The 26,850-nt window shown below is 51.2% G+C and carries 25 protein-coding genes; 3 read left to right on the plus strand and 22 right to left on the minus strand.

Translation table 11 applies throughout. From position 1 onward, the window contains the following. A complete protein-coding gene (gene pstC / locus ACMV5I_RS07130) occupies nt 1–957 on the minus strand; it encodes a phosphate ABC transporter permease PstC (protein WP_024484694.1) in 957 nt (318 codons plus the stop codon). A 90-nt stretch (nt 958–1,047) separates the two neighbouring features. Continuing rightward, complete coding sequence (gene pstS / locus ACMV5I_RS07135) at nt 1,048–2,088, minus strand: phosphate ABC transporter substrate-binding protein PstS (protein ID WP_121608251.1); 1,041 nt, start codon at nt 2,086–2,088, stop codon at nt 1,048–1,050. Nucleotides 2,089–2,453: 365 nt separating this feature from the next. On the opposite strand from pstS, the gene ACMV5I_RS07140 reads away from it, so the two are divergent. Together ACMV5I_RS07140 and ACMV5I_RS07145 are read left to right on the plus strand one after the other, a co-directional pair. Then, nucleotides 2,454–2,795 (plus strand): toxin, encoded by a 342-nt coding sequence (locus ACMV5I_RS07140; protein WP_121608252.1) that lies wholly within the window; start codon nt 2,454–2,456, stop codon nt 2,793–2,795. Further along, nucleotides 2,792–3,106, plus strand: coding sequence for a helix-turn-helix domain-containing protein (locus ACMV5I_RS07145; RefSeq protein ID WP_121608253.1), 315 nt, complete (start codon nt 2,792–2,794; stop codon nt 3,104–3,106). Before ACMV5I_RS07140 ends, ACMV5I_RS07145 begins: the two co-directional genes overlap by 4 nt. Nucleotides 3,107–3,205: 99 nt before the next feature. Here ACMV5I_RS07145 and ACMV5I_RS07150 read toward each other — a convergent pair whose 3' ends face one another. From ACMV5I_RS07150 to glmU, 4 genes are all read right to left on the minus strand, one after another. Beyond that, nucleotides 3,206–4,285, minus strand: a complete 1,080-nt coding sequence (locus ACMV5I_RS07150; protein WP_414824000.1) for a GNAT family N-acetyltransferase — start codon at nt 4,283–4,285, stop codon at nt 3,206–3,208. Nucleotide 4,286: 1 nt separating this feature from the next. Then, nucleotides 4,287–5,405 carry a hypothetical protein gene (locus ACMV5I_RS07155; protein ID WP_414824001.1) on the minus strand — a complete coding sequence of 373 codons (1,119 nt, stop codon included), beginning with the start codon at nt 5,403–5,405 and terminating at the stop codon, nt 4,287–4,289. Nucleotides 5,406–5,527: 122 nt separating this feature from the next. Next, nucleotides 5,528–7,357 (minus strand): glutamine--fructose-6-phosphate transaminase (isomerizing), encoded by a 1,830-nt coding sequence (gene glmS, locus ACMV5I_RS07160; protein ID WP_414824002.1) that lies wholly within the window; start codon nt 7,355–7,357, stop codon nt 5,528–5,530. A gap of 347 nt (nt 7,358–7,704) precedes the next feature. Then, nucleotides 7,705–9,075, minus strand: coding sequence for a bifunctional UDP-N-acetylglucosamine diphosphorylase/glucosamine-1-phosphate N-acetyltransferase GlmU (gene glmU / locus ACMV5I_RS07165; protein WP_414824003.1), 1,371 nt, complete (start codon nt 9,073–9,075; stop codon nt 7,705–7,707). Between the two features lie 95 nt (nt 9,076–9,170). On the opposite strand from glmU, the gene ACMV5I_RS07170 reads away from it, so the two are divergent. Next, nucleotides 9,171–9,389: a hypothetical protein gene (locus tag ACMV5I_RS07170; RefSeq protein ID WP_414824004.1), complete on the plus strand. Its 219-nt coding sequence runs from the start codon at nt 9,171–9,173 to the stop codon at nt 9,387–9,389. Here the strand turns inward: ACMV5I_RS07170 and ACMV5I_RS07175 are convergent. The 16 genes from ACMV5I_RS07175 to hdeB all read right to left on the minus strand — a co-directional run bounded on the left by ACMV5I_RS07175 (nt 9,370) and on the right by hdeB (nt 26,836). Then, nucleotides 9,370–9,789, minus strand: coding sequence for a F0F1 ATP synthase subunit epsilon (locus ACMV5I_RS07175; RefSeq protein ID WP_004933814.1), 420 nt, complete (start codon nt 9,787–9,789; stop codon nt 9,370–9,372). The genes ACMV5I_RS07170 and ACMV5I_RS07175 overlap by 20 nt on opposite strands. A 20-nt stretch (nt 9,790–9,809) precedes the next feature. After that, nucleotides 9,810–11,192, minus strand: coding sequence for a F0F1 ATP synthase subunit beta (gene atpD, locus ACMV5I_RS07180; RefSeq protein WP_024484688.1), 1,383 nt, complete (start codon nt 11,190–11,192; stop codon nt 9,810–9,812). A gap of 32 nt (nt 11,193–11,224) precedes the next feature. Beyond that, the gene (atpG, locus tag ACMV5I_RS07185) at nt 11,225–12,088 is read right to left on the minus strand and encodes a F0F1 ATP synthase subunit gamma (RefSeq protein ID WP_021181426.1); all 864 of its coding nucleotides are present in this window, start codon (nt 12,086–12,088) and stop codon (nt 11,225–11,227) included. A 57-nt stretch (nt 12,089–12,145) separates the two neighbouring features. Further along, entirely contained in the window at nt 12,146–13,687 is a 1,542-nt protein-coding gene (gene atpA / locus ACMV5I_RS07190; protein WP_021181427.1) for a F0F1 ATP synthase subunit alpha, read from the minus strand. Between the two features lie 12 nt (nt 13,688–13,699). Continuing rightward, on the minus strand, nt 13,700–14,233 hold the full coding sequence (gene atpH, locus ACMV5I_RS07195; protein WP_024527380.1) for a F0F1 ATP synthase subunit delta: 534 nt from the start codon (nt 14,231–14,233) through the stop codon (nt 13,700–13,702). A gap of 14 nt (nt 14,234–14,247) precedes the next feature. After that, on the minus strand, nt 14,248–14,718 hold the full coding sequence (atpF, locus tag ACMV5I_RS07200) for a F0F1 ATP synthase subunit B (RefSeq protein WP_121608258.1): 471 nt from the start codon (nt 14,716–14,718) through the stop codon (nt 14,248–14,250). Nucleotides 14,719–14,776: 58 nt separating this feature from the next. Next, nucleotides 14,777–15,016 (minus strand): F0F1 ATP synthase subunit C, encoded by a 240-nt coding sequence (gene atpE, locus ACMV5I_RS07205; protein ID WP_004393045.1) that lies wholly within the window; start codon nt 15,014–15,016, stop codon nt 14,777–14,779. Between the two features lie 49 nt (nt 15,017–15,065). Next, nucleotides 15,066–15,842, minus strand: a complete 777-nt coding sequence (gene atpB, locus ACMV5I_RS07210; protein WP_021181430.1) for a F0F1 ATP synthase subunit A — start codon at nt 15,840–15,842, stop codon at nt 15,066–15,068. 21 nt (nt 15,843–15,863) lie between these two features. Next, on the minus strand, nt 15,864–16,247 hold the full coding sequence (gene atpI, locus ACMV5I_RS07215; protein ID WP_121608259.1) for a F0F1 ATP synthase subunit I: 384 nt from the start codon (nt 16,245–16,247) through the stop codon (nt 15,864–15,866). A 636-nt stretch (nt 16,248–16,883) separates the two neighbouring features. Beyond that, nucleotides 16,884–17,504: a 16S rRNA (guanine(527)-N(7))-methyltransferase RsmG gene (gene rsmG, locus ACMV5I_RS07220; RefSeq protein WP_024484683.1), complete on the minus strand. Its 621-nt coding sequence runs from the start codon at nt 17,502–17,504 to the stop codon at nt 16,884–16,886. Between the two features lie 140 nt (nt 17,505–17,644). Further along, nucleotides 17,645–19,534, minus strand: coding sequence for a tRNA uridine-5-carboxymethylaminomethyl(34) synthesis enzyme MnmG (gene mnmG, locus ACMV5I_RS07225; RefSeq protein ID WP_021181433.1), 1,890 nt, complete (start codon nt 19,532–19,534; stop codon nt 17,645–17,647). Between the two features lie 381 nt (nt 19,535–19,915). Then, nucleotides 19,916–20,356, minus strand: a complete 441-nt coding sequence (mioC, locus tag ACMV5I_RS07230) for an FMN-binding protein MioC (protein ID WP_024484681.1) — start codon at nt 20,354–20,356, stop codon at nt 19,916–19,918. 470 nt (nt 20,357–20,826) lie between these two features. Next, nucleotides 20,827–22,338, minus strand: coding sequence for a basic amino acid/polyamine antiporter (locus ACMV5I_RS07235; protein ID WP_202672729.1), 1,512 nt, complete (start codon nt 22,336–22,338; stop codon nt 20,827–20,829). Between the two features lie 72 nt (nt 22,339–22,410). Beyond that, the gene (locus ACMV5I_RS07240; protein WP_414824005.1) at nt 22,411–24,783 is read right to left on the minus strand and encodes an Orn/Lys/Arg decarboxylase N-terminal domain-containing protein; all 2,373 of its coding nucleotides are present in this window, start codon (nt 24,781–24,783) and stop codon (nt 22,411–22,413) included. 77 nt (nt 24,784–24,860) lie between these two features. Then, nucleotides 24,861–26,327 carry a basic amino acid/polyamine antiporter gene (locus ACMV5I_RS07245; protein WP_414824006.1) on the minus strand — a complete coding sequence of 489 codons (1,467 nt, stop codon included), beginning with the start codon at nt 26,325–26,327 and terminating at the stop codon, nt 24,861–24,863. Between the two features lie 194 nt (nt 26,328–26,521). Next, nucleotides 26,522–26,836 (minus strand): acid-activated periplasmic chaperone HdeB, encoded by a 315-nt coding sequence (gene hdeB, locus ACMV5I_RS07250; RefSeq protein ID WP_414824007.1) that lies wholly within the window; start codon nt 26,834–26,836, stop codon nt 26,522–26,524. Between the last annotated feature and the right edge of the window lie 14 nt (nt 26,837–26,850).

The following is a 26,850-nucleotide window of genomic DNA, read 5'->3' on the forward strand; positions in this document are numbered from 1 at the left end:
TTAGCGGCCCTCACGCTTGGCCAGGCGCATCACCATCAACTTCGACAGCGCCAGGACGATAAAGGTGATCACAAACAGGATCAGCCCAAGCTGCATCAACGCAGAGGTATGTAGCCCGGATTCCGCTTCGGCGAATTCGTTAGCCAGCGCCGAGGTGATGCTGTTGCCCGGCATAAACAGCGAGAAGCTGTCGAGCTGGTAGGTGTTACCGATAATAAAGGTCACCGCCATGGTTTCACCCAGGGCGCGCCCCAGGCCAAGCATCACACCGCCGATCACGCCGTTTTTGGTGAACGGCAGCACGATGCGCCAGATCACTTCCCAGGTAGTGCAGCCGATACCATAAGCCGACTCTTTCATCATCACCGGGGTTTGTTCGAACACATCGCGCATTACCGCCGCAATGTAAGGAATAATCATGATGGCCAGGATCACCCCGGCAGCCAGGATACCGATACCAAATGCCGGGCCGGAGAACAGCTCGCCGACGATCGGGATCCCGGATAACACTTCCCCCACGGGGGTCTGGAAATATTGGGCGAACAACGGGGCAAATACGAACAGGCCCCACATGCCGTAAACGATGCTCGGGATCGCCGCTAACAGCTCTATCGCGATCCCCAATGGGCGCTTGAGCCAGTTAGGGGCCAACTCGGTCAGGAACAGGGCAATACCAAAACTGACCGGCACGGCGATAATCAATGCAATCACCGAGGTGACGACCGTGCCGTAGATCGGTACCAGCGCACCAAACTGTTCGGCTGGCGCATCCCACTCCTTGGTCCACAGGAAGGCAAAACCAAACTTCTGCATGCTTGGCCAGGAGGCGATAATCAGCGAAACGATGATGCCGCCCAGCAACAATAGGGTAATCAGCGCCGCCAGTCTGACCAACGCGCTGAAGATGATGTCACCGTTTTTACCCGGTGCTTTCATGGTCGGCTTGTACTCAGCCATAGATTACTCTTCTGTTTAAAGCTTGAAGGGCCCGGAGTGCCGGGCCCCGACAGTCAGGTTGAGGCGCGGTCTGCCGCACCCCCTGCGTTGTTAGAACAAGGCCTTACCGGAGCTGTCTTTGATGTTGGTCTTCCAGGCAGCACGGATTTGCTCAACCACTTCGGCAGGCAAGGCGGCATAATCCAGATCGCTGGCCTGTGCGGCACCGGTCTTGTAAGCCCAATCAAAGAACTTCAGCACTTCTGCGCCCTGCTCAGGCTTCTTCTGCTCTTTGTGCACCAGGATGAAGGTGGTGGAGGTGATTGGCCAGACGTTGTCGCCTTTCTGGTTGGTCAGGTCCTGCGCGAAGGTTTTGCTCCAATCCACACCTTTGGCTGCGGCGCTGAAGCTCTCTTCGGTTGGGCTAACCGCTTTGCCATCGGCAGACACTAATTTAGTGTAGGCCAGGTTGTTCTGCTTGGCGTAAGCGTATTCAACATAGCCGATAGAGCCTGGCAGACGTTGAACGAACGCGGCGATGCCGTCATTGCCCTTGCCACCCAGGCCGGTTGGCCAGTTAACGGTTGAGCCTGCACCAATTTTCTCTTTCCACTGCGCGTTAGCCTTGGCCAGATAGCTGGTGAAGACGAAAGAAGTCCCGGAACCATCAGCACGACGTACCACGGCGATAGCCTGATCCGGCAGCTTGACGCCCGGGTTCAGTTTAACGATCGCCGGGTCATTCCATTTTTTGATGTTGCCCAGGTAGATATCACCCAGGGTTTGACCATCCAGAGTCAGCTCACCGGATTTGATGCCCGGAATATTCACCGCCAGTACCACGCCACCGATCACGGTAGGAAACTGGAACAGGCCGTCCGCAGCCAGTTTTTCATCGGACAGCGGGGCATCAGAAGCACCAAAGTCAACGGTGTTGGCGATGATTTGCTTCACACCACCAGAGGAACCGATCCCCTGATAGTTAACCTTGTTGCCGGTTTCTTTCTGATAAGAATCTGCCCACTTGGCATACACCGGAGCGGGGAATGTCGCACCTGCACCGGTCAGGCTAGCAGCAGCGAAGGCGGACACAGAGGCCAAAGAGAAAGTCGCTGCCACAATACTGGCGACGGTGGTACGCATCAGTTTCATAATCCCTCCTAATGGGATATTCAAAATCGACCTTGGGTCGTTTTCATCAGAGTAAGTATTGCTGCAGGAGGGAAAATAGGACAGTTTGGTGACAGTTAAATGTACGAAATATGACAGTTATATTACAGCGGAGGGTGATTGATATTTAGTTGATTAAAATCAGTGAGATGACGGAGATTTTAGACAAAAAACAATCTACAAAAATCTGCCTATTGCTGCACTATCTCTCTGAATATGAGCGGTTTTCGCTGTTTTTTACACGCTTGTCATATTGCCTAAAGCGGCAAAAAAACCAGCATATCATCCTTTGATGTATACCCAACTTGGGGGTAGAATATCCCCAAGTAGTAGGGAGATATCTGGTTATGGATGCTATATTTGTTGAGTTAAGTATTTTTGAAGCGAAGCGTGCTGATTATCTTTCCGATGATGAATTCAAGACATTCCAGCAGATGCTGCTTATTAATCCATTCTGCGGTGATGTTATCCAGCACACTGGCGGGTTAAGGAAGGTCAGATTTGCGGATCACCGTCGTGGAAAAGGTAAACGAGGTGGCTTGCGGGTGATCTATTATTGGTGGCTTGAAAAGTCTCACTTTTTGCTTTTTGTCATTTACGACAAAGACAAAAAAGATGACCTTAGCCGCAACGAGCGCGAGATGCTGCGTAAGATGTTGGAAATTTTGAAACAAGGGGGCACCTTATGAGCGAACTCAGCCTTTTTGAAGAACTGACCCAGGGAATGAAAGACTGGAGTGATTACAATGAGGGTAAAATCACGCTTAAAACCCACGCCGTATCACTGAAAAAAAACATATCTATGTCACCAGACGAGTTAAAAGCAATACGTGAAAAACTGCGTCTTTCACAAGCCGTTTTTGCGGATTACTTGCATACCGGTGTCACTACTTATCAAAACTGGGAGCAGGGCAGAGCCAAACCCAACAAACAGGCACTTCTTTTGATCCGTATGGTTGAAAAAGACCCAATGACGCTCGATACGTTAGCTGCCTTGTAATAAACATCAAACAGAGGCTAACCATTACCCCGATCCAGTCATAATAAATCCGGTGTGCTTTTTGAACGGCACCACCGGATTTTCCAAGCGTAATGCCCCTCATAACTGATAATGCCTCAATAACGGCTGATAGACCTTGCGGGAAAGCCAGGAAATCAGCGCCCACACGCCACGCTGATAAACGTTCAAGTGCCGGACATAAACCATGCTGTATTCAATCACCGGTTGGCAACCGCGAACCCGCTTAAAATCTGGCGCGCCGGAACTCAAATTGAGAAACAGCTTATGTTCCATAGCGTAGCGTAACGCAAAGGCGATCAAACGACGATATAAGGCCAATGATGCGGGTAATTCCGTCCGATAGCCGACGATCGGCACCGTTACTGTCTGTTCCAACTGAACCATTCCCAACACCCCCACCATTTGCTGCTGGTGGAACAAACCGTACAGTTGCAACACGCCAAGCTGCGAGGCCTGAGATAAATAACCGGTGGTAAACTGCACATTCTGGCGGCTGTATTTTTCCAGGTAGAGCTGGTTATAGAGGCGTTCGGCACACTGCATCTGCTCGGGATCATCGGCCGACAGCCGTTTGAACTCCCATCCCACCTGATGCAGCAGTTTGTCATCCCGGCGCGCGTTGATTTTACCCCACCAGCGAATAGGATCGTCCAGGCAATAAACCTGACGGCTGACGATAGGCAGCCAACCTTGCTGGGAGAGCTGCGCCAACAGTTCGGGGGTCTGCTGCCCATTGAGCGAACGGATCATCAAAGTATGCTGGGGATAGCGCTGTAATGCCTGTTGCCGCAACGCATCGGTATCCAGGGTTTGCCAGTGGCTGCTGGTCATATTGGTGGAAAGACACTGATTATTCAGCACCTGGAGCCGATCGACGTGCGCCAGCACTAAGGGCCATTTCAGCAACAACGTCAGCCCGTTGCACAGCGCCCGCAACGCGCCGTTATCGATTTTGATAATTTCATCCCGCGCGTAATCGACGATCAGCGCCAGCGGGGAAACCACATAGCAATTACCGGGCACGTAATCATTGACCGTCGCCGGTATCCAGAAGCCATCCTGTTGATACTCGGTCATCGACGTCTGGAGATTGGCGATCATGCCTGGCTGTTGCAACAGGGTCACTTGCAGGCGCTGCCACTGATTAACCTGCTCCATGCTAATAACCATCCCACTCGATATCAAAGGTGCTGGCATCGGTGAGGGGCCGCCGATAACGCAAGCTGCGGTACCCCATTTCCAACAATGCACACCACTGGGCTCCGGCACTTATCGGCCAACGATGATCGTTGAGCAAATTAGGCGCTTGGCGAAAATCCTGCCATAGCGTCGCCAACTGCTTATCGCGCCAAGCCTGCCAGGCAAAAAATAACAGTACGATCACGCCCACATGCCCCGCCTTGGGCGGCGCTGGCAGGTATTGCAATTGCCCATCGGCAGCGATGGACATCTGAGCCCCCAGCAAATGCAGGCCGCTGGTGGCCCTGGGATTACACTCAATAACAAAAATCACCCCGTCCTGTTCGATAAAATCGAACGCCACCTGGCCATGAAAGCCGGTTTTTTCCCCAAACTGACGGACAAAATCGTCCAGCCGCCGATCCTGATAGGGAACAAAGTAGCTGCCAGCAGCCTGATTGAAGCAGTATTTGGGTTGATAAGCCTGATGCACGATTAGCCTGCCGTGCTCAAAAACGGCATAGTTACACAACGCCACGCCGTCTAATTTCTGCTGCTGCACCCAGGGGATATGCTCGTTGAGCTGTCGATCGTTCAATACACCCGGTTTCGGCGTGCGGATCACTTGGCGACCAAAGCGTGAATAAACCGGTTTCAAAATGGTCAGGGGATCGTCGGCAATTTGCAAGCAGGAGGTCAGTAATCGGGTCACAGGAGTCCGCACCTCACCTAATCCCGTTAACAGGCTCAGGCTTTGGTACTTATGATGCAGTTCAAATAGCAACCGCCGTTCAGGTATCAGCCACTCGGTAGGCCCGATATACGCAGCAAACACCTGGGAGAGGTAGAAGATCTCTTCACAGGTGGGGATCAGCAGCTCAATAGCATGTTGGTCGAGATAGCCTTGCAGCTGCTGTTGATAACCGGCAAGGTCCTGGCGCGGGGAGGGGAGCCGTAGATAACCTTCAACCCCTTGTAAAAAACGGCCCAGCGGCCACTTCAAGCTGTCCGCCAACCAGACGCGGTGCCCGCTGCGCAACGCAATACGCGCCCACTCTATCGCGACCGGAGCCCGTGCTCCAGTAATCAAAATATTCATTATCTACGTATTCCCTTCCCTGCAGCATCACCCGCCAATCATAGCGTTAATGGCAAAACTGGGGCGAAAAAAATACCGTGTTGAGTCACCCAACACGGTATTCATAGCAGAAAGGTTAGCGATTATTCCACGGTGACGGATTTAGCCAGGTTACGTGGCTGATCCACATCGGTGCCTTTGATCAGGGCGACGTAATAGGACAAAAGCTGCAACGGCACGGTGTAGAAGATCGGTGCGACGATTTCTTCCACGTGCGGCAGTGGGATGATGGTCATCCCTTCGCTGCTGACGAAGCCGGCATCCTGATCGGCGAACACATACAGCTGACCACCACGGGCACGCACCTCTTCGATATTGGATTTAAGCTTCTCCAACAGCTCGTTGTTAGGCGCAACCACGATCACCGGCATATCGGCATCGATCAACGCCAGCGGGCCGTGCTTAAGCTCACCGGCGGCGTACGCCTCGGCGTGGATATAGGAGATCTCTTTGAGCTTCAGCGCCCCTTCCATCGCGATCGGGTATTGATCGCCACGGCCAAGGAACAGTGCGTGATGCTTGTCAGAAAAACCTTCCGCCAGCGCTTCGATACTCTTGTCCAGTGACAGCATCTGCTCGATACGCGCAGGCAGGGCTTGCAGACCATGCACAATGTCATGCTCTACGCTTTCCGCCATTCCTTTCAGCCGGCCAAGACGCGCCACCAGCATCAACAGCACAGCAAGCTGTGTGGTAAAGGCTTTGGTTGAAGCAACGCCGATTTCGGTACCGGCCTTGGTCATCAGCGCCAGATCGGATTCACGCACCAGCGAAGAACCCGCCACGTTGCACACGGCCAGAGAACCTAAGTACCCTAGCTCTTTGGACAAGCGCAGTGCTGCCAGCGTATCGGCGGTCTCACCAGATTGAGACAGGGTGATGATCAGGCTGCCTGGACGTACCGCTGACTTGCGATAACGGAATTCGGAGGCAATCTCTACGTCACAAGGCACACCGGCCAGCGACTCGAACCAGTAACGAGCCACCATCCCCGAGTGGTAAGAAGTCCCACAGGCGATGATCTGCACGTGCTGCACTTTTGACAGCAGTTCATCAGCGTGCGGGCCAAGCTCACTCAGGTCGATCTTGCCATGGCTGAAACGCCCCTCAAGGGTGTTTTTCAGCGCCATTGGCTGCTCAAAAATCTCTTTTTGCATGTAATGACGGTACGCGCCTTTGTCACCGGCGTCGTATTGCACCTGAGATTCGATCTCTGGGCGCTCAATCGCATTACCCTGCTTGTCAAAAATGCTGACGGTGCGGCGGGTCACTTCTACCACGTCACCTTCTTCCAGGAAGATAAAGCGGCGGGTTACCGGCAGCAGGGCCAGTTGGTCGGAGGCAATGAAGTTTTCGCCCACGCCACGGCCAATCACCAGCGGGCTACCTGAACGGGCAGCCACCAATACGCTCGGATCGCGGCTATCCATCACCACGGTGCCATAAGCGCCACGCAGCTGTGGGATCACACGCTGTACCACTTCCAGCAGCGTACCGCCCTGCTTCTGTTCCCAATGCACCAGGTGAGCAATCACCTCTGTGTCGGTTTCAGAACTGAAGCGATAACCACGCGCAATCAGCTGTTCACGCAGCGGTTCGTAGTTTTCGATAATGCCGTTATGCACCACCGCGATGTAATCTGAAACATGAGGATGCGCGTTCGCCTCTGAAGGTTCACCGTGCGTCGCCCAACGGGTATGGGCAATCCCTGTACCACCATGCAGATCCTGTTGCTCTGCCGCTTCAGCCAGTTTTTGTACCTTGCCGACACGACGTAAACGGCTGACGTTACCCTCGCTATCCACCACGGCCAGACCCGCTGAGTCATAGCCCCGGTATTCCAGGCGACGTAAACCTTCCAGCAGGATCTCGGCGATATCACGTTGCGCTACTGCACCTACAATTCCACACATCTGTTGTATTCCTAATTAAACGCCTTGCGGGCGCTTTCGATGTCTCGACCTGATTTTTGCCGGTTTTACCGTGCTTCCCCGAGCCTGTAGAGAATGGGGATTATTATGTTTTGCTCTGTACTCTTTAGCGAAAGTACAGAGCAAAACAGTGATGCCCTCACCCTAACCCTCTCCCACAGGGAGAGGGGACCGATCGAGAGAGTCTGAAATTATGTCTTCTACATCAGCACCAGCTGATTCACCTTGGTTGAAGGGACGATCGCGGTTGCTAATATTACCCCAGCTATCCCAACAGAGCAGGGGCTAACAGCTCCCTCTCCCTGTGGGAGAGGGTTGGGGTGAGGGGCCTACTTCTTCTTGGTTGGACGCTGCCAGCCTTGAATATGCACCTGCTTGACCCGGCTCAACACCAGCTCATTATCCGCAATATCGCGGGTCACCGTGGTACCGGCAGCGATCGTCACCCCTTTGCCTACGGTGACCGGAGCCACCAGCTGAGTATCCGAACCGACAAACACGCCGTCGCCGATAATGGTTTTGTGCTTGTTGGCACCGTCGTAGTTACAGGTAATGGTACCGGCACCGATATTCACATCGTCGCCAATCTCGGCGTCGCCCAGATAGCTCAGGTGGCCAGCCTTGGAGCCTTTGCCCAGGCGGGCCTTCTTGATTTCCACGAAGTTGCCAACGTGGGCACCTTCCGCCAGTTCGGCACCAGGGCGCAGACGGGCAAATGGGCCAACGGTACAGGCCGCCTCCAGCTGCGCATCTTCCAGCACGCTGTATGGGCTGATCTCGCAGTCGTCGCCAATCACGCAGTCTCTCAGTATGCAGCCAGCACCGATCTTCACGCGGTTACCCAGCTTGACCATGCCTTCGATAATCACGTTGGCATCGATGGAGATGTCACGGCCATGTTCCAACACGCCACGCAGATCGAAGCGTGCCGGATCCAGCAGCATCACGCCAGCCAGCAGCAATTTCTCTGCCTGCTCGGCCTGATACACGCGTTCAAGCTGCGACAGTTGCAGGCGATTATTCACGCCTTCAACTTCGCTCAGGCGCGCCGGGTGAACCGCCTCAATCTTGTTACCCTCAGCATGCGCCAGGGCAATGATGTCGGTGATATAGAATTCACCTTGGGCATTATTATTGTTCAGCTTGCCCAGCCAGCGCTTCAGATCGCGGCCGTTGGCCACCAGAATGCCGGTGTTGATCTCATTAATCTGGCGCTGCTCATCGTTGGCATCTTTATGTTCGACAATGCCCACCACAGTGCCGTTTTCACGTACGATGCGGCCATAACCGCTCGGGTCTTGCAGCTTCACCGTCAGCAGGCCAATCCCACCCTGAGGTTTGGCTGCTAGCAGACGCGTCAGCGTTTCGACGGCGATCAGTGGCACATCGCCATACAGCATCAGCACGTCTTCATCATCGGCAAAATGCGGTGCCGCCTGCTGCATTGCATGGCCTGTTCCCAACTGCTCGGCCTGCAACACCCAGTTTAGTGCATCATTACGCAGGGTGCTTTTCAGCAGTTCGCCGCCGTGGCCGTAAACCAGATGGACGTTTTTGGCACCCAGCTTCATGGCAGCATCAATGACGTGCTGCACCATTGGCTTACCCGCCAGCGGATGTAACACCTTGGGAAGGTCGGAATACATGCGTGTTCCCTTGCCCGCGGCGAGGATAACCACGCTCATTGCGCTGTTAGACATAAGCAACCTGATAACTCCATTTTGATGGACGAAAGTAAACCCGTTTGATAACGGAATTACTACATATTTCTCTACACGAATCCGGCGCAGGCCGCATGGCTCCTAGCCTGCCGCCAATGGCTGCGATCCAACCGTACAGCGAAAAAACTGTCGGCGATCGGCGACGCTTAATTCAACTGGAAGCGCTAATACAGCACAATGCCTGGCCGGTTGAAACGCTTATTTTAAAACAAAAAAAAAGCGACCCACAGGGGCCGCTTTCTTATTTCCACACGCTGCAGGCAACGCGGGAGTTTACATCGCTTTTCTGGTGAGCTCGATAACGCGCAGTTTCGCGATCGCTTTCGCCAGTTCAGCAGATGCCTGAGCATAGTCGACATCGCCATGAGAGCTACGGATGTGCTCTTCAGCTTTACGCTTAGCTTCCAGCGCTCTCGCTTCGTCGAGGTCCGTTCCACGGATGGCAGTGTCCGCCAGCACGGTTACCACGCTCGGCTGTACCTCAAGGATACCGCCGGACAGGTAGATGAACTCTTCTTCACCGTGCTGTTTAACAATACGCACCATGCCAGGCTTGATGGCAGTCAGCAGCGGCGCATGGCCAGGGAAGATCCCCAGTTCGCCTTCGCTGCCTGTCACCTGGATCTTCTGCACCAGGCCGGAAAACATCTGTTTTTCCGCGCTGACGACATCCAGATGGTAAGTCATAGCCATATCACCCTCCTCTCAAGGCGTTACAGTTTCTTGGCTTTTTCCACTGCTTCTTCAATGGTGCCAACCATGTAGAACGCCTGCTCCGGCAGGTGGTCATAGTCGCCGTCCATAATGCCTTTGAAACCACGGATGGTGTCTTTCAGCGATACGAACTTGCCCGGAGAACCGGTAAAGACTTCTGCCACGAAGAACGGCTGAGACAGGAAACGTTGGATTTTACGCGCACGGGATACAACCAGCTTGTCATCTTCTGACAGCTCGTCCATACCCAGAATGGCGATGATATCTTTCAGTTCCTGGTAGCGTTGCAGAATAGACTGCACGCCACGCGCTACGTCGTAGTGCTCCTGGCCAACTACCAGCGGATCCAGCTGACGGCTGGTGGAATCCAGCGGGTCAACGGCCGGGTAGATACCCAGAGAAGCGATGTTACGGCTCAGTACCACGGTTGCATCCAAGTGAGCAAAGGTGGTGGCTGGTGATGGGTCAGTCAAGTCATCCGCAGGAACGTAAACGGCCTGCACAGAGGTGATTGAACCGGTCTTGGTAGAGGTGATACGTTCTTGCAGAACACCCATCTCTTCCGCCAGCGTTGGCTGATAACCTACCGCCGATGGCATACGGCCCAGAAGTGCGGACACTTCGGTACCGGCCAAGGTATAACGGTAGATGTTATCGACGAACAGCAGTACGTCACGACCTTCGTCACGGAACTTCTCAGCCATGGTCAGGCCGGTCAGCGCAACGCGCAGACGGTTACCTGGTGGCTCGTTCATCTGGCCGTAAACCAGGGAAACTTTGTCCAGTACGTTGGAGTCGGTCATTTCGTGGTAGAAGTCGTTACCCTCACGAGTACGTTCACCCACGCCCGCAAACACAGAATAACCGGAGTGCTCGATCGCGATGTTACGGATCAGCTCCATCATGTTTACGGTTTTACCTACACCAGCACCACCGAACAGACCAACTTTACCACCCTTGGCGAACGGGCAGATCAGGTCCATTACCTTGATACCGGTTTCCAGCAGATCCTGGGAGCTGGACAGCTCTTCGTAGCTTGGCGCCGGGCGGTGAATAGCCCAACGTTCTTCTTCGCCGATGTCGCCCTTCATGTCGATTGGTTCACCCAATACGTTCATGATGCGGCCCAGGGTAGCTTTACCTACCGGTACTTCAATTGGGTGCTGCAGGTCGGTTACGGCCAGACCACGACGCAGACCGTCTGAGGTCCCCATTGCGATACAGCGAACCACGCCGCCACCCAGCTGTTGCTGAACTTCCAGCACCAATTTCTCGGTGCCGTTTGCAACCTCAAGAGCGTTGTACACTTTCGGTACGGCATCCTGAGGGAACTCGACGTCCACCACGGCGCCGATTACCTGGATAATCTTTCCAGTAGCCATCTTGAATCCTCTACGTAATTCGTAAACCTAGCTTAAACCGCGGAGGCTCCCGAAACGATCTCGGTGAGTTCCTGAGTGATGCTGGCCTGACGCGCCTTGTTGTATACCAACTGCAGCTCTTTGATCAGGCTACCGCCGTTATCGGTTGCGGCTTTCATCGCGACCATTCGTGCGGCCTGCTCGCTGGCCAGGTTTTCCACGACGCCCTGATAAACTTGCGATTCCACATAACGGCGCAGCAAGGTATCAAGCAGCACTTTTGGATCGGGCTCATACAGGTAATCCCAGGATTTTTTCTTCAGTTCACTGTCATCAGAAGGTGGCAATGGCAGAAGTTGCAGTAACTGCGGTTCCTGGGACATCGTATTAACAAATTTGTTGCTGACAACGTACAGCTTGTCTAAACGACCTTCGTCGTAGGCTTGCAACATCACTTTCACTGGACCGATCAAATCCGACAGGGAAGGGTTATCCCCCATGCCGGTCACCTGGGCAACCACGTTGCCGCCCACGGAACCAAAGAAAGAGGCCGCTTTTGAGCCAATCAGCGCTAAATCAGCTTCAACGCCTTTTTCAGACCAGCCTTTCATCTCTGCCAACAGCTTCTTGAACAGGTTGATGTTCAAGCCGCCGCAGAGACCACGGTCAGTAGACACCACCAGATACCCGACGCGCTTAACGTCACGCTCATCCAGGTACGGGTGCTTATATTCCAGATTCCCTAAAGCCAGGTGACCAATCACCTCGCGCATGGTCTCTGCATAAGGACGGCTGGCCGCCATGCGTTCCTGCGATTTACGCATTTTGGAGGCGGCGACCATTTCCATCGCTTTAGTGATCTTCTGCGTGTTTTGCACGCTGGCGATCTTACTACGTATCTCTTTTGCGCCGGCCATCTCTGCTTCTCCTCATTGCCAGTGGCCTGCCGTCTTGCAACGGCAGGCCACTATGCGTTACCAGGACTGGGTTGCCTTGAAGGTATCGAGGATGCCTTTCAGCTTGCCTTCGATCTCATCGTTATAAGCACCAGTTTGGTTGATGTGGTTCAGCAGTTCGGCATGCTCGCGGTCCGCAAAAGCAACCAGAGCGGCTTCGAAGCTGACGACTTTCGCCACTTCTACGTCGTTCAGGTAGCCACGCTCGGCGGCAAACAGCACCAGAGACTGTTGTGCGACGGACATCGGCGCATACTGTTTCTGTTTCAGCAGCTCGGTCACTTTCTGACCGTGGCTCAGCTGTTTACGCGTTGCATCGTCCAGATCGGAAGCGAACTGAGAGAACGCAGCCAGTTCACGATACTGTGCCAGAGCGGTACGAATACCACCGGACAGTTTTTTCATGATCTTGGTCTGTGCTGCACCACCCACACGGGATACGGAAATACCCGGGTTAACCGCCGGACGAATACCGGAGTTAAACAGGTTGGATTCCAGGAAGATCTGACCATCGGTAATCGAGATTACGTTGGTCGGAACGAACGCGGAAACGTCACCCGCCTGGGTTTCAATGATCGGCAGAGCGGTCAGTGAACCGGTTTGGCCTTTGACTTCACCTTTGGTGAAGGCTTCAACGTAGTCGGCGTTAACACGCGCAGCACGCTCCAGCAAACGGGAGTGGAGGTAGAATACGTCGCCTGGGTAAGCTTCACGACCTGGTGGACGGCGAAGCAGCAGGGAGATCTGACGGTAAGCAACGGCCTGTTTGGACAGGTCATCGTATACGATCAGCGCATCTTCACCACGGTCACGGAAGTATTCACCCATTGCGCAACCGGCATATGGCGCCAGGTATTGCAGTGCAGCGGATTCTGACGCGGTAGCCACAACCACGATGGTGTTGGCCAGTGCGCCGTGCTCTTCCAGCTTGCGCACCACGTTAGCGATGGTGGACGCTTTCTGGCCGATAGCCACGTAAACGCATTTGATGCCGGAATCGCGCTGGTTGATGATCGCATCGATCGCCAAGGCGGTTTTACCGGTTTGACGGTCGCCGATCACCAGCTCACGTTGGCCACGACCGATTGGGATCATGGCGTCGACCGATTTATAGCCGGTCTGTACTGGCTGATCAACAGACTGACGTTCGATAACGCCAGGTGCGATAGTTTCAACTGGAGAGAAACCGTCGTTGTCAACCGGGCCTTTACCATCAATAGGTGCGCCCAGAGTGTTGACTACGCGGCCCAGCAGGCCACGGCCAACCGGAACTTCCAGAATACGGCCGGTACATTTTACCTTCATGCCTTCGGCCAGATCCGAATACGGACCCATTACCACGGCACCTACAGAGTCACGCTCCAGGTTCAATGCAATTGCGTAACGGTTGCCTGGCAGTGCGATCATTTCGCCCTGCATAACCTCGGCCAAACCGTGTACGCGGATGATCCCGTCGCTAACGGAAACGATGGTACCTTCATTGTGAGCTTCGCTCACTACATTGAACTGAGCAATGCGCTGCTTGATCAGTTCGCTGATTTCGGTGGAATTCAGTTGCATGCTCCAGTCCCCTTAAGACTGCAAGACGTCTGCCAGGCGCTCGAGACGGCCACGTACGCTGCCATCGATCACCAGATCACCGGCACGGATAATGACACCGGCCAGTACAGACTTGTCAATTTTGCAATTCAGCTTAACTTTGCGTGACAGACGTTTTTCCATCGCAGCGATAATCTTGGCTTGCTGTGTGTCGTTCAGTGCGCTCGATGAGAGCACCTCGACTTCGACGGTGGATTCCAGCGCGGCGCGTAGTTCGATGAACTGTTGCAGCACCGCAGGAAGGACCAGTAAACGCCCATTTTCGGCCATTACACGGATAAAGTTCTGGCCATGTTCGTCGAGCTCATCGCCACAAACCGCAATAAACGTGTTGGACAAGGTTTCAGGTGCGACAGCACCGGAAAGCAGTTCCGCCATCTGTTCATTACGGGTGACAACAGCAGTAAACGCCAGCATTTGCTGCCAGCGTTCTACGCTTTGGTTCTCAACGGCAAAGTCAAAAGCTGCTTTGGCGTAGGGGCGAGCTACGGTGATAAATTCAGACATCAGCCCCTCCCTCCTTACAGTTCAGCGACCAGTTTATCAACGATGTCGCTGTTAGCAGCTTCATCCACGGAACGTTCGATGATCTTCTCGGCACCGGCAATTGCCAGCATCGCGACTTGCTTACGCAACTCTTCACGAGCGCGCTTACGTTCGGCTTCGATCTCAGCCTGAGCCTGCGCCACGATTTTGTTACGTTCCTGCTCGGCTTCTGCTTTCGCTTCGTCCACGATCTGAGCCTTGCGTTTGTTTGCTTGCTCAATAATCGCCTGGGCTTCCGCTTTGGCAGTTTTCAGCTGGTCGGTCGCATTGGCTTGCGCTAAGTCCAAATCTTTTTTGCCACGTTCTGCAGAAGCGAGGCCATCAGCAATTTCTTTCTGACGCTTCTCGATGGCAGCCATAATTGGCGGCCATACATACTTCATACAGAACCAGACAAACAGGATGAACGCGATAGCCTGGCCGAGGATTGTTGCGTTAAGATTCACAGCACAATGCCTCTTTAAAAGTTAATAATGTGGTTTCTTTGTAGAGTGTGAACCCTACTTACGCGACAGCAAACATCACGTACAAACCCAGACCAACAGCGATCATCGGGATGGCGTCAACCAGGCCCATAACGATAAAGAACTGTGTACGCAACAGCGGGATCAGATCGGGCTGACGTGCAGCGCCTTCCAAGAATTTACCACCCAGGATGCCGATACCGATCGCAGCACCGATTGCCGCTAACCCCATCATAATAGCGGCAGCCATGTACAGCAGATCCATATTCAGGTTTTCCATGACAGTCTCCAGTTTGTTTCAGTTTAATAGTGCAAGTGTTTTAAGAAAATCAGTGCTCTTCAGACGCCATCGACAGATAGACGATCGTCAGAACCATGAAAATAAAGGCTTGAAGCGTAATGATCAGGATGTGGAAGATTGCCCAAGGCAAACTCAGCATCCACTGTGACCACCACGGCAACAGACCAGCAATCAGGATGAAGATCAACTCACCCGCATACATGTTGCCGAACAGTCGCAGACCCAGTGAAACAGGTTTGGACAGCAGGCTGACACCTTCAAGGATCAGGTTAATGGGAATAAATACCGGGTGGTTGAACGGCTGCATGGTTAACTCTTTAACGAACCCACCAATGCCTTTCATTTTAATGCTATAGAACAGGATCAGGACAAATACGGCCAACGCCATCGACAGCGTGATGTTCACGTCAGCGGTAGGTACGACACGCAGTGCTGGCAGACCAAGCTGGGTTCCGATATACGGCAGGAAGTCAACCGGGATCAGGTCCATCAGGTTCATCAGGAACACCCAGACGAACACCGTCAGCGCCAGCGGAGCAATCACCTTGCTCTTGCCGTGATACATATCCTTGACGCTGTTGTCGACAAAGCCAACGATCAGCTCAACGGCGGTTTGCAGCTTGCCGGGAACACCACTGGTGGCGTTTTTGGCTACCTTGCGGAAAATAGCCAGAAAAACCACCCCGAGGACGACGGAGAAAAACATCGAGTCGAGGTTAATCGACCAAAAACCAGTCCCGACCTGAAGCTGCGTCAGGTGGTGACCGATATACTCCTGTGGACTGTTGAATCCCTCTGCAGACATGATGCCTCTACCCTTATTTAGTTAATTTCGGTAACTGTTAATCACGGCGGGTGCCACTATCTGCACCACTAACACCGCTAAATAGGTCAGGCCAAGCGGTATCAACACCGCTTTGAACACCCCAAGCGCCACGATCAGCAAAACGATGGTGATCACGACCTTTAGCCCTTCACCAATGGCGAACGACCAGGCAACCCGTCCGGGTGCCGGCGTCTGTGCCTGATGACGCAAGGCAAACAGCATAAACATGGCATTGGGTAACCAGGCAGCCAGGCCACCTGCCAGTGCCGAACCGCTCCACTCCAGACTTTTCAGGCCGAAAGCAGCGCTGATCAAAACAAAAGTCATTAACTGCAGCAACAGCAACTTGCGTGCAACTTTTCCGCTGTACAGGGACACAGACATGACGTTTGTTCTCTCCGTACCCCTGAGGGGGTATGCCGACGTATAAAACTGCCTTTGCGGTTCTGAGTCAAGCAGCAAAAAACGTGCAAATTATACGGGCCACTCCAACGAATTCAATCGATAAGTAGCGAAAAGGTGAACAATTATTTAAATTTCCCCTTTTCGGGCTATTTTCACAAGAAAATGGCCGGAATAATCGCTCGCATTTATTTGTCTGACTATTCCACGGTTGCGGTAAGAAACGTGCAACCGATCACAATACTGACTATTAATGAGTTATAGCCCAGGTTAACGACCTAGGTCTTTAGCTTTTTGGGCGATCAAAAAATATTATAAATCAAATCATTACAACGTAACCGTTCAAAAACAATCCTTATACCCCGTAAAAACCTTTTATTGACATTCACAGGAATAATAAAGCAACACTCAATTAACACTGACAGCAAATCGGAATCTTTCACACATTGTTGCTAACGTGACTATCACCCACTGAAATGATGCATTTTTGACATCACAATGTTAATTAAAGGTAAATAAACGAAGGGGGGGACCTATCTGATTAGCCTGCTTGCTATTTACCTTCTGTACCCTACACCAATCGCTGATTATTTGATGCTAAACAATTCTGATTTGGCTTTAGTGGGCTTTTAAGACGATCAAATGGCGCTCGCCATCCAGCTCCGGCACCTGCAAACGCACCACCGACTCCAGAGAAACCCCTTCTGGCAACTGGGCCAACTCGTCTTGTGGGCAAACCCCTTTCAGCGCATAAAAACGCCCCTGCCCTTTGGCTGGCAGATGGTGACACCAAGCCAACATGTCTTGCAGTGAGGCAAAAGCCCGGCTGATCACACCATCAAACGGCGGTTCTGCCACAAACTCTTCTACGCGGCTCTGTACCGGTTCGATATTGTTCAGCCCCAACTCATGCTGTACCTGGCGCAGGAAGCGTACGCGCTTGCCCAGGCTGTCTAACAGGGTGAAATGGGCATCGGGCCGCACTATAGCCAACGGAATGCCTGGCAAACCAGGGCCGGTGCCAACGTCAATAAAGCGTGACCCCGTCAGATGAGCATTCACCACGATGCTGTCCATGATATGGCGCACCAGCATTTGCTGCGGATCGCGCACAGAAGTGAGGTTGTAAGCCTTGTTCCACTTGTCGAGCATAGCGACATAACCCAACAATTGCTGCTTTTGTTGATCGGGAAGCGAAATTCCAGCCGCTGCAAGCAACGAATCCAATTTTTTTTGCACAACAGAGTCCTCTGACAGGCGTGGAACAGCAGGCCAATCTGCAACTGCTCACTAAGGCAGTCTATGATAATTCAGGCTTGAGGTGATGTCAGCGGCCGTTTGCTCAGCAGATAGGCAAACGGCCACTCGGTGAACGGATTTTATGCGCTGCGGCGCAGTAAGCCCTGCTTTTTCAGCCAGATTAGCAAAATGGAGATCGCTGCAGGTGTGATACCGGAAATGCGCGAAGCCTGGCCGATCGAGTTAGGCTTGTGATCGTTCAGTTTGGCGATCACCTCGTTGGACAATCCGGAGACCTGACGATAATCGAGATCCAGCGGCAACACGGTGTTCTCGTTGCGCTGCTGTTTGTCGATCTCATCCTGCTGGCGAGCGATGTAGCCTTCGTATTTTACCTGAATTTCCACTTGCTCAGCGGCTTCGGTGTCTGCCAGTGCAGGAGCAAAAGCTGCCACCGCAGTCAGTTGACCATAATCCATTTCCGGGCGGCGCAGCAGTTCTTCGCCGTTGGCTTCACGTGACAGAGGCGCTTTCAGCAAGACGTTAACCTGCTCGACGTTCTCTGAATGCGGATGCACCCAGATATCACGCAGACGCTGGCGTTCCTGTTCGATGTGCTCGAGCTTTTCGCAGTAGCGCTGCCAGCGTTCATCGTCAACCAGCCCCAATTCGCGGCCTTTTTCCGTCAGGCGCAGATCGGCATTGTCTTCGCGCAACATCAAACGGTATTCGGCACGTGAGGTAAACATGCGGTACGGTTCTTTGGTGCCCAGCGTACTGAGATCGTCCACCAGCACCCCCAGGTAAGCCTGATCGCGGCGTGGTGACCAGCCTTCGTCTTCAACGGCATAACGCCCGGCGTTCAACCCGGCCAACAGGCCTTGTGCAGCAGCTTCTTCATAACCGGTGGTGCCGTTGATCTGGCCTGCGAAGAACAACCCCTGGATAAATTTGCTTTCCAGCGTTGGTTTCAAATCGCGTGGATCGAAGAAATCGTACTCGATGGCATAGCCAGGACGAACGATACGGGCATTTTGCATCCCTTCCATCGAACGCACGATCTGCATCTGTACGTCAAACGGCAAACTGGTGGAAATCCCGTTCGGGTAGATCTCGTTGCTGGTTAACCCTTCAGGTTCCAGGAAGATCTGGTGCGCATTACGATCGGCAAAGCGCATCACTTTGTCTTCGATCGATGGGCAGTAGCGTGGGCCGATCCCTTCGATGATCCCGGCATACATCGGGCTACGATCGAGGTTATTGCGGATCACGTCATGGGTTTTTTCATTGGTGTGCGTGATGTAGCACGGCACCTGTTGCGGATGCTGGCTGGCGTTGCCCAGGAAAGAAAACACTGGAATTGGCGTATCGCCATGCTGCTCAGCCAGAACGCTGAAATCTATGGTGCGTGCATCGATACGGGGAGGTGTACCCGTTTTCAGGCGATTGACACGCAGAGGCAGTTCACGCAGACGCTGTGACAAAGAGATCGACGGAGGATCCCCAGCACGGCCACCGCTGTAGTTTTCCAGGCCGATGTGGATCTTGCCATCCAGGAAGGTGCCTACGGTCAGTACTACCGCTTTGGCACGGAATTTCAGCCCCATCTGGGTCACCGCACCCACCACTCGATCGTTCTCGACGATCAGATCCTCAACCGGTTGTTGGAAGATCATCAGGTTGGGCTGGTTCTCCAATGCGGTGCGAACGGCTTGGCGATACAGGACGCGATCTGCCTGAGCTCGAGTGGCTCGCACTGCCGGGCCTTTACTGGCGTTTAGTATCCTAAACTGGATACCCGCATGGTCGATCGCCTTGGCCATCAGCCCGCCGAGTGCATCGATTTCCTTGACCAGATGCCCTTTCCCGATACCACCGATCGCCGGATTACAGGACATTTGTCCCAGCGTGTCGATATTGTGGGTCAGTAATAAAGTCTGACGTCCCATACGTGCCGCAGCCATGGCGGCTTCGGTTCCGGCATGGCCACCACCGATGATAATGACGTCAAATTGCTCTGGATAAAACATGGAACAGCACCTCGGAGTACTTGCGAACGATCGTTGTTTGCCCTGGGGGGAGGATTCTACTCAAGTTTAGTCGATCGACCAAGCGGTCAGGATCTTAGGTAATTAAAAGAAGATCTTTTTTATTTAAAGATCTCTTTATTAGATCTCTTATTAGGATCGCGATCCTCTGTGGATAAGTGATTATTCCAGATAAAGATCAGCCGATTAAGCAGGATCGTTTGCTGTGAATGATCGGTGATCCTGGCCAGTATAAGCTGGGATCTAAATGGCATGTTATCCACAGGACAGAAAGCGTACGACGGTTGTTATTGGGATAACTACCGGTTATACCCTGCTTTCAAGCCTAGTTATACACAATCGTTCGCGCGATCTTTAACCGAATTAGAGTAAAATAATCCAATTCTTCAGCCATTCTTCGGCAGGATCCTCGGGAATTTCATGTTGGGTCACGTCGATCTCGAGACGATCGCCGATCCTTTTCGCTCCACGAGCCTGGAAAAGATCGTCGATCTGTTTGATCGCACCACAGAAGGTATCGTACTCAGAACTGCCCAAACCGACGGCACCGAACTGCACCTGCGATAAATCAGGTTGCTGTTCTGCCAGTTGTTCCAACAGCGGCTGCAAGTTATCTGGTAAATCACCGGCACCGTGAGTGGAGGAAACCACCAGCCAGCGGCCTGACAGCGTCAATTCATCCAATTCAGGGCCATGCAGCATTTCCGTTGAGAAACCTGCTTCTTCGAGTTTCTCGGCCAAATGTTCAGCCACATATTCTGCGCTGCCAAGCGTGCTGCCACTGATCAGAGTGATGTCTGCCATGAATGAATGATCCCAACCTTAAACTCAAGAGGCCGTATTGTACTCTGTGAATCAGCTGGGATCTACCTGTGGATAATATGGGTATAACGATCGGGAGAACCAGGATCCATCAACAACATCAACGGTTCATCAGACACAATTATGGCGCTATTTTTTCATAATTGATTGATTTAAATAGCTAGAAAATCATTGGGTGGGGTCTGAAGCCATCTTGCCAACCTTGCAGTGGTTGTTCCTTTATAAGGATAAGTTTTATTTTTCAGCTGGTGGATAAGATAGAGGATGGGGCGAAAGCCCTGTGCATGAGCGCAGAAGCAGGCGTCACTGGCGGTATGATGACATGATCAACCGCGGCTATGGTTAACCATGTCACCAATTCCTTAAACACTGGCTCTTTCAATGAAGCCTAAGGTCATCAAATCGCAGCTTTGCTCCCCTAGGTTCTCCCGGGCTAGGGGGCAAAAGATCGGTTATAGCGTGATGCGTCCCATCATTAGCAACCAGATGACGATGGCATCAAGCAGCAACAGGATAGCCAGATAAAAAATTTCTTTATTCTGGAACAGCGGCTGATTGTCGCCCTTCTCTTTACGAGACCATATGAACACCGGTAGCCCGCAGGTAAGCAGAATGGGAATCAGCGCCACATACTGGATTTGGCTGGCATAAAGGATAAACAGGCAGAATATGACGCCAAGAATGCCGCTGACAAGGGCAAAGTTACGCCCCTTTTTGGCATACTGATCATACTCACGATTGAGGCAAATTTTCGCCATATACAAGGTCGTAGTGATATATGCAGGCACCACCATCAACGCACTGATGTTGTACATCGTGTTCCACGCGTCATTAGAAAAATATACTAATAACATCGCGGCCTGCATCACAAAACTGCTGACCCAAAGGGAAACATTGGCGGCCTGTTTGCTATTGGTGCGCGCAAAAGCCCGTGGGAAAGCGCCTTTTTGCCCGGCAACCATGGGAATTTCAGCGCAGAGCATCGTCCAGGCTAACCAGCCAGCCAGTACGGAAATAATCAGTCCCACGTTCATTAACCAAGCGCCCCAGTGACCGACTACTTTCGCCAGGACGCCTGCGGTTGAAGGATTACTGGCCTGAGCGAGTTCAGCCTGCGGCATTACGCCAAACGGCAATATTGACATCAGTATGTAGATGATCAGTGCCAACAAAAAACCCAGTAGCGTGGCCTTGCCGACATCTTTCTTGTTTTTGGCACGTCCAGAAAGAACGACTGCGCCTTCTACGCCAATAAATGCCCACAGTGTTACCGTCATTGGGGCAAGGATTTGCGACATCAGTGATACGGGTTTAGCGTGGTTGCCGACCCCTTCAACGATTTGTGGTGCCGTTCCCCAAAAGTTGCTGAACAGCTGAGAATAATTGATTAAGAAGCCCAGTATGACAACAAACAGCACCAGTGGTACAAGTTTGGCGATGGTACCGAGAGTGTTCACAAAACCCGCAACTTTCGTCCCGGATAACACCAGGAAGTTGTAACCCCAAATCAAAACCGAACCGCAGATAATTGAATTCAGGTTATTGCCATCGGTGAATACACCGGGGAAAAACTGGTTTAACGCATCCATCAAGATAACGGCGAAGGCGACGTTGCCAAAGGCAGTCATCAGCCAGTATCCCCAGGCGACGTTGAAAGCAATAAATGACCCGAAACCTTCCTGGGCATACATATAGACGCCCGCCTGTAGGTCTGGGCGCAGGTCAGACAACAGGCGAAATGAGTTGGCGATAAAATAGATACCAATACCTGCGATAAGCCACGCGATTATGATCGGCCCTACTGCCGAGGTAGCAGCTGTGTTTTGGGGAAGGCTAAATACACCACCGCCCAGCATAGAACCTACAACAATGGCGATTAATGCAATTAGCCCGAGCTTGTGCTCGCCGTCTGTCTTTGCTGTGTCAGTAGCACTCGTTGATGATGTTGAAGATTGATTTGACATAAATAAAACCCTTGCATCGGAATAGACATCACCCCGGCCCTAGCGGGACGGAGTGATGAGATAACCAGCTGATTATTGGCGACCTTTTTTAATTGTTGGAGAAACCCGGCGTTTAAAACGGAGCTGTTCCGGCCGCTTTACAGCTTTGCGTTCATCTTCAATGATGGCTCTTACCCAAAAGTCACCATTTTCATCAACGTTGATACCCTGGATCTCATGTTCAAAACCTGGGAAGTGTTTATCAAAGTCCTGTAAAGCTCGCAGATAGCCCATAATGCCTTTGTCGCCAACTGGCAGACGTTCACCTGGCATTAGGACCGGGATACCTGGTGGGTAAGGAACCAACATGCTGGCGGCAATACGGCCAGAAAAATCATCCAGGCGGATGTGTTCCGCCTTATAGCGCAGCACTTTCTGATAGGCCGCAGCCGGAGTCATCACCGGTTCAGGGTCGGTATTAACCGCCTCATTAATGTGGTTCATCAGATCCAGCTCGCACATTTTTTCATGCATCTGCTGGCAGAGTTGTTTCAGGGTCAAGTTATCGTAATGCGGTGATTGGCCTTTCAAGGACGCAATAGCGTCAACGGCAAGCGCATCAGAGTCATAGAGTTTTTTAAAGGTCAGCAGGCTTTCAATTAACGTGCCCCATTTTCCTTTGGTGATACCAACAGAAAACAGAATGAGGATCGTGTAATCGCCGGTGCGGGCAATTTCAATCCTTTTGTCATCGAGGAATTTGGTGATCAAATAGCCAGGTATACCCTGTTCTTGGTAACTACCATCCAGGTTAATGCCTGGACAGGTAATGGTGACTTTTACCGGATCAAGCATGCTATTGGTATCAACCAGATCTTCATCGTGAAAGCCGTGCCAGCTATCGCCCGCACACAATTCCCAACATTCAGGACCTTGGTTGAGTAGCTCAAGCGGAGCCTCTTCAAAGCTGTACTGTTTACCCGTTGCCTTATCATGAACCTCTGCCGGCTGTAGAACGTCAAAAAACCAGGCTGATTCGCCCTCTAGTTCGCGAATCTGGCGTTTAACGGAAACGACGGCTTTACGGAACGCAATGGCTTCATCGATCGACTCCTGTACCAATGAACGACCGGAATCTCCCTGCATCATACTTACCGCTACATCAATTGAAGCAATGATCGGGTAAAAGGGAGATGTGGTGCCGTGCATCATGAATGAATCGTTAAAATCATCAAAATCCAGCGGAGCACGGTGGCTTTTTTTCACATGGATCATTGAGGCCATTGATAGAGAAGGCAGCATTTTATGGGTCGACTGCACAGCAAAAATGGTCGGGCGATCGGGAGTGTCTTCAACGTCCATTGCGAAACGGTTCTTATACATCGGATGGAAACGGGCATACGCATACCAGGCTTCGTCAAAATGAATGCGTGGTACGCTGGCTCCCAGATATTTCACCACGTCATTAACGTTGTAACAGAAACCATCATAGGTACAGTTAGTGACAACCGCATAAGTGGGCGATGTGTCTACCGCCTCTGAAGTCAGCGGGCTTTTTGCGATCAACTCATCAATACTTTCTTTTTTCAGGCGTTGGGTCGGTATTGGGCCAATCAACCCATAGGCATTACGCGTGGGCTTAAGGTAGACCGGGCGTGCCTGGGAAAGCGTTAGGCCATGATTTAGCGATTTATGGCAGTTACGGTCGACTATGGCAATTTCATCCGCTGCGACCGCCCCTTGAGCCACGATACGATTGGAGCCGGATGAGCCGGAAACGCCATAGAACGTCCAATCAGCGCCAAAAAGCTCTGCGGCGATGTCTTCTGATTTTTTGGACGGCCCAGCATGGATGAGATAATCCCCCATTTCCGCTGTCGCGACTCCGATATCGGCCCGCATCATGTTTTCGCCGAAGAAGTTGATAAACTCAGTACCGACAGGATGCTTTAAATAGGCCATACCGCCCATGTGCCCTGGGCAGTCCCAGTAATAGTCGCCGTCTTCGGTAAAGTTTTTTAGCGTTTTAAAGTAAGGCGGCAGCAGGTTTTCAGCATATCGGTGAATAAGCGTATAAATACGATTGGCTGTGAAGGTCGGGGTTTCAGAAAATAAATAAATATACTCATTTACTTCTTTGAGTATAGCAAGGGGTACCCTGTCAGTGACATTGTCTTCAGATAATAAGAAAAGAGGCGCAGTGGCATTTCGCTTACGGAAATTATCAATGAACTCCTGACATTCAATATCTATTTTAGGATTGCTTGGGTCCCAGTAAATCCCTACCGCACTGTACTTTTGGCTTTCATTAATAACCTTAACTGCATCGCTAATCTGATCCACAATGAAGGTGGTAAATCCTCTGGCTTTAACCGCCGCGTTGAGCTCTTCGAGAGCTTGTATCTCGGGGGTATCTTGTTTTAATCCTTGAGAGGATACAAACAAAATATTGTGATTAAACTTCATAATTAATTACCTTTTTTGAATAAATAAATTAGTAGCCACCGATTAATCGGCGACAAAAAATGACGTCTAAAAATTGGTTATAACTTTATCGTACCGTTGATAAAGAGAAACCCTGTAAATGCATCAAGAGCGATTAATGATAAGAAAACTTTCATTTCATTACCTTTAAATATGTTTTTCATACCTCCCTCATGAATTCGCGCCCAAAAGAATAACGGTAGGCCCAGCGTTAATAGCATTGGCACCATGGCAAGATATTTCGGTTCGCTGGCGTAAAACATAAACAAGCAAAATAACAGCCCTATCACACCACTGATTAGTGCACTAATACGGCCATTACGAGCATAATTATTATATTCACCATTGATACATAACTTGCATAAGTAAGCGGTGGACAGCAGATAGACAGGTAAAACTGTCAAGGCTGAAATCGAGAGCATGGCTATCCAGGCGTTACTTGAAAAGTAAACCATCAAAACCACAAGCTGCATTAAAGCGCTGCTGACCCATAGCGAAACCGATGCCGCTCCTTGATGGTTTCGTTTAGCAAATTTTTCTGGGAAGGCTGAATTTTGAGCTGCAACCATAGGAATTTCTGCACAAATCATGGTCCAGGCTAACCAACTGGTTAACACCGAGATCAGCACACCAATATTAATCAGTCTTTCGCCCCACTCGCCGACAACAATCTTCAGGATCCCTGCCGTTGACGGTGTGGCGATCACGCTCAGTTCTTTTTGCGTCAAGACCCCGAAAGGCAGGATAGAAATCAAGATACATATGATAAGTGAAATGATAAAACCAATTAAGGTTGCCCTGCCGACATCTTTTTTGTTTTTTACTCTTCCAGACAACGCAACGGCTCCCTCAACACCAATAAAACACCATAGTGCAACATCAAGTGGCGACTTTATCTGGGAGAATACCGAGCCTAGATACTCCTTAGGAAATAAAGGATTGTTTGCCCAGATGTTACTGGTGAGTTCGTTAACGTTAAGGAAATAAACCAGAACGAATACAAATATCACTAGAGGTATTAATTTTGCTAACGTCCCTATAATATTTACCGCACCAGCCAGTCTTGTGCCAGACAACACTAAAAAATTGAATCCCCAGATGAGAATTGATATGCCAATAATTGAAGGAATATTATTCCCGCCGCTAAAACCTCCCGGGATAAAATAATTCAGAGTATCCATCACCATGATACCAAAGGCGACGTTGCTGAAAATAGTCATCAGCCAATAGCCCCATACGACAATAAATGCACAGAAGGTACCAAAGCCTTCCTGAGCATACATGTAGATGCCAGCCTGTAGGTCTGGACGAATATCCGAAAGAATAATGAATGTACGAGAAATGAAAAACATTCCGAAGCCGCAGATTAACCAAGCTATAGCCACAGAACCCACAGCTGAACTGGCGGACATATTCTGTGGTAGCCCATCAACGCCACTGCCAATCATCGAACTGACGACGATAGCAACTAATGCCAAAAGACCTAATTTTTGATTGCTATCTTTTCCTGCTATGCCTGTAGGCATAATTTATCTTCCTCTTATAAAAAATAACGGTATAGATTGTTATTTTTTTAGCGTAAATCCTTTTTCCTTTTAAGGTAGAATTCCCGAAATTAATGCTGAGAGTACTAACTAATTTTGAAGGGTATTAGTGTGGAGTTAATTTTTTATACAGATAAAGTCAGTTATCGTAGATAGCTGACTTTATCTGATAGACATTATTTAATGTCGTTAATCCACTGCTTAAATTCTTCCAGTTTGCTTTCAGGTTTTTGCTTGCAGGCTTTGATGACCTGCGGAACATAGATGGTTTCTACTTCATTCCAGTCAACATAGTCACCTTGCTGATAAACATTATCTTTATTGACCACCCAGAATGCTACGGGGGTCATAGCCTTAGGGTTAAGATCAATGAATTCTTTGCAAGTCATATCCTGTGGGGTTGTTTTACCCGTAGTTTCTGCGTTGGCAACATTAATACTAGCCACAATCAAAGCAGAAGCGATAAGGATCTTTTTCGTAAATTTAGTCATGATAACTATCTCCT

Source organism: Serratia sp. T13T92 (genome assembly GCF_047530105.1).
Lineage (GTDB): Bacteria > Pseudomonadota > Gammaproteobacteria > Enterobacterales > Enterobacteriaceae > Chania > Chania fonticola.

Bases quoted from the DNA above. Each gene is read 5' to 3' on its own strand.
- ACMV5I_RS07155 (WP_414824001.1), bottom strand. From the start codon at position 5,405: ATGAATATTTTGATTACTGGAGCACGGGCTCCGGTCGCGATAGAGTGG.
- ACMV5I_RS07150 (WP_414824000.1), bottom strand. From the start codon at position 4,285: ATGGAGCAGGTTAATCAGTGGCAGCGCCTGCAAGTGACCCTGTTGCAA.
- mnmG (WP_021181433.1), bottom strand. From the start codon at position 19,534: ATGTTTTATCCAGAGCAATTTGACGTCATTATCATCGGTGGTGGCCAT.
- atpI (WP_121608259.1), bottom strand. From the start codon at position 16,247: ATGTCTGTGTCCCTGTACAGCGGAAAAGTTGCACGCAAGTTGCTGTTG.
- ACMV5I_RS07140 (WP_121608252.1), top strand. From the start codon at position 2,454: ATGGATGCTATATTTGTTGAGTTAAGTATTTTTGAAGCGAAGCGTGCT.
- atpH (WP_024527380.1), bottom strand. From the start codon at position 14,233: ATGTCTGAATTTATCACCGTAGCTCGCCCCTACGCCAAAGCAGCTTTT.
- ACMV5I_RS07175 (WP_004933814.1), bottom strand. From the start codon at position 9,789: ATGGCTATGACTTACCATCTGGATGTCGTCAGCGCGGAAAAACAGATG.
- atpG (WP_021181426.1), bottom strand. From the start codon at position 12,088: ATGGCCGGCGCAAAAGAGATACGTAGTAAGATCGCCAGCGTGCAAAAC.
- mioC (WP_024484681.1), bottom strand. From the start codon at position 20,356: ATGGCAGACATCACTCTGATCAGTGGCAGCACGCTTGGCAGCGCAGAA.
- atpE (WP_004393045.1), bottom strand. From the start codon at position 15,016: ATGGAAAACCTGAATATGGATCTGCTGTACATGGCTGCCGCTATTATG.
- ACMV5I_RS07235 (WP_202672729.1), bottom strand. From the start codon at position 22,338: ATGTCAAATCAATCTTCAACATCATCAACGAGTGCTACTGACACAGCA.
- pstC (WP_024484694.1), bottom strand. From the start codon at position 957: ATGGCTGAGTACAAGCCGACCATGAAAGCACCGGGTAAAAACGGTGAC.
- glmS (WP_414824002.1), bottom strand. From the start codon at position 7,357: ATGTGTGGAATTGTAGGTGCAGTAGCGCAACGTGATATCGCCGAGATC.
- hdeB (WP_414824007.1), bottom strand. From the start codon at position 26,836: ATGACTAAATTTACGAAAAAGATCCTTATCGCTTCTGCTTTGATTGTG.
- ACMV5I_RS07170 (WP_414824004.1), top strand. From the start codon at position 9,171: ATGGCTCCTAGCCTGCCGCCAATGGCTGCGATCCAACCGTACAGCGAA.
- atpD (WP_024484688.1), bottom strand. From the start codon at position 11,192: ATGGCTACTGGAAAGATTATCCAGGTAATCGGCGCCGTGGTGGACGTC.
- glmU (WP_414824003.1), bottom strand. From the start codon at position 9,075: ATGTCTAACAGCGCAATGAGCGTGGTTATCCTCGCCGCGGGCAAGGGA.
- atpA (WP_021181427.1), bottom strand. From the start codon at position 13,687: ATGCAACTGAATTCCACCGAAATCAGCGAACTGATCAAGCAGCGCATT.
- ACMV5I_RS07245 (WP_414824006.1), bottom strand. From the start codon at position 26,327: ATGCCTACAGGCATAGCAGGAAAAGATAGCAATCAAAAATTAGGTCTT.
- ACMV5I_RS07240 (WP_414824005.1), bottom strand. From the start codon at position 24,783: ATGAAGTTTAATCACAATATTTTGTTTGTATCCTCTCAAGGATTAAAA.
- ACMV5I_RS07145 (WP_121608253.1), top strand. From the start codon at position 2,792: ATGAGCGAACTCAGCCTTTTTGAAGAACTGACCCAGGGAATGAAAGAC.
- atpB (WP_021181430.1), bottom strand. From the start codon at position 15,842: ATGTCTGCAGAGGGATTCAACAGTCCACAGGAGTATATCGGTCACCAC.
- pstS (WP_121608251.1), bottom strand. From the start codon at position 2,088: ATGAAACTGATGCGTACCACCGTCGCCAGTATTGTGGCAGCGACTTTC.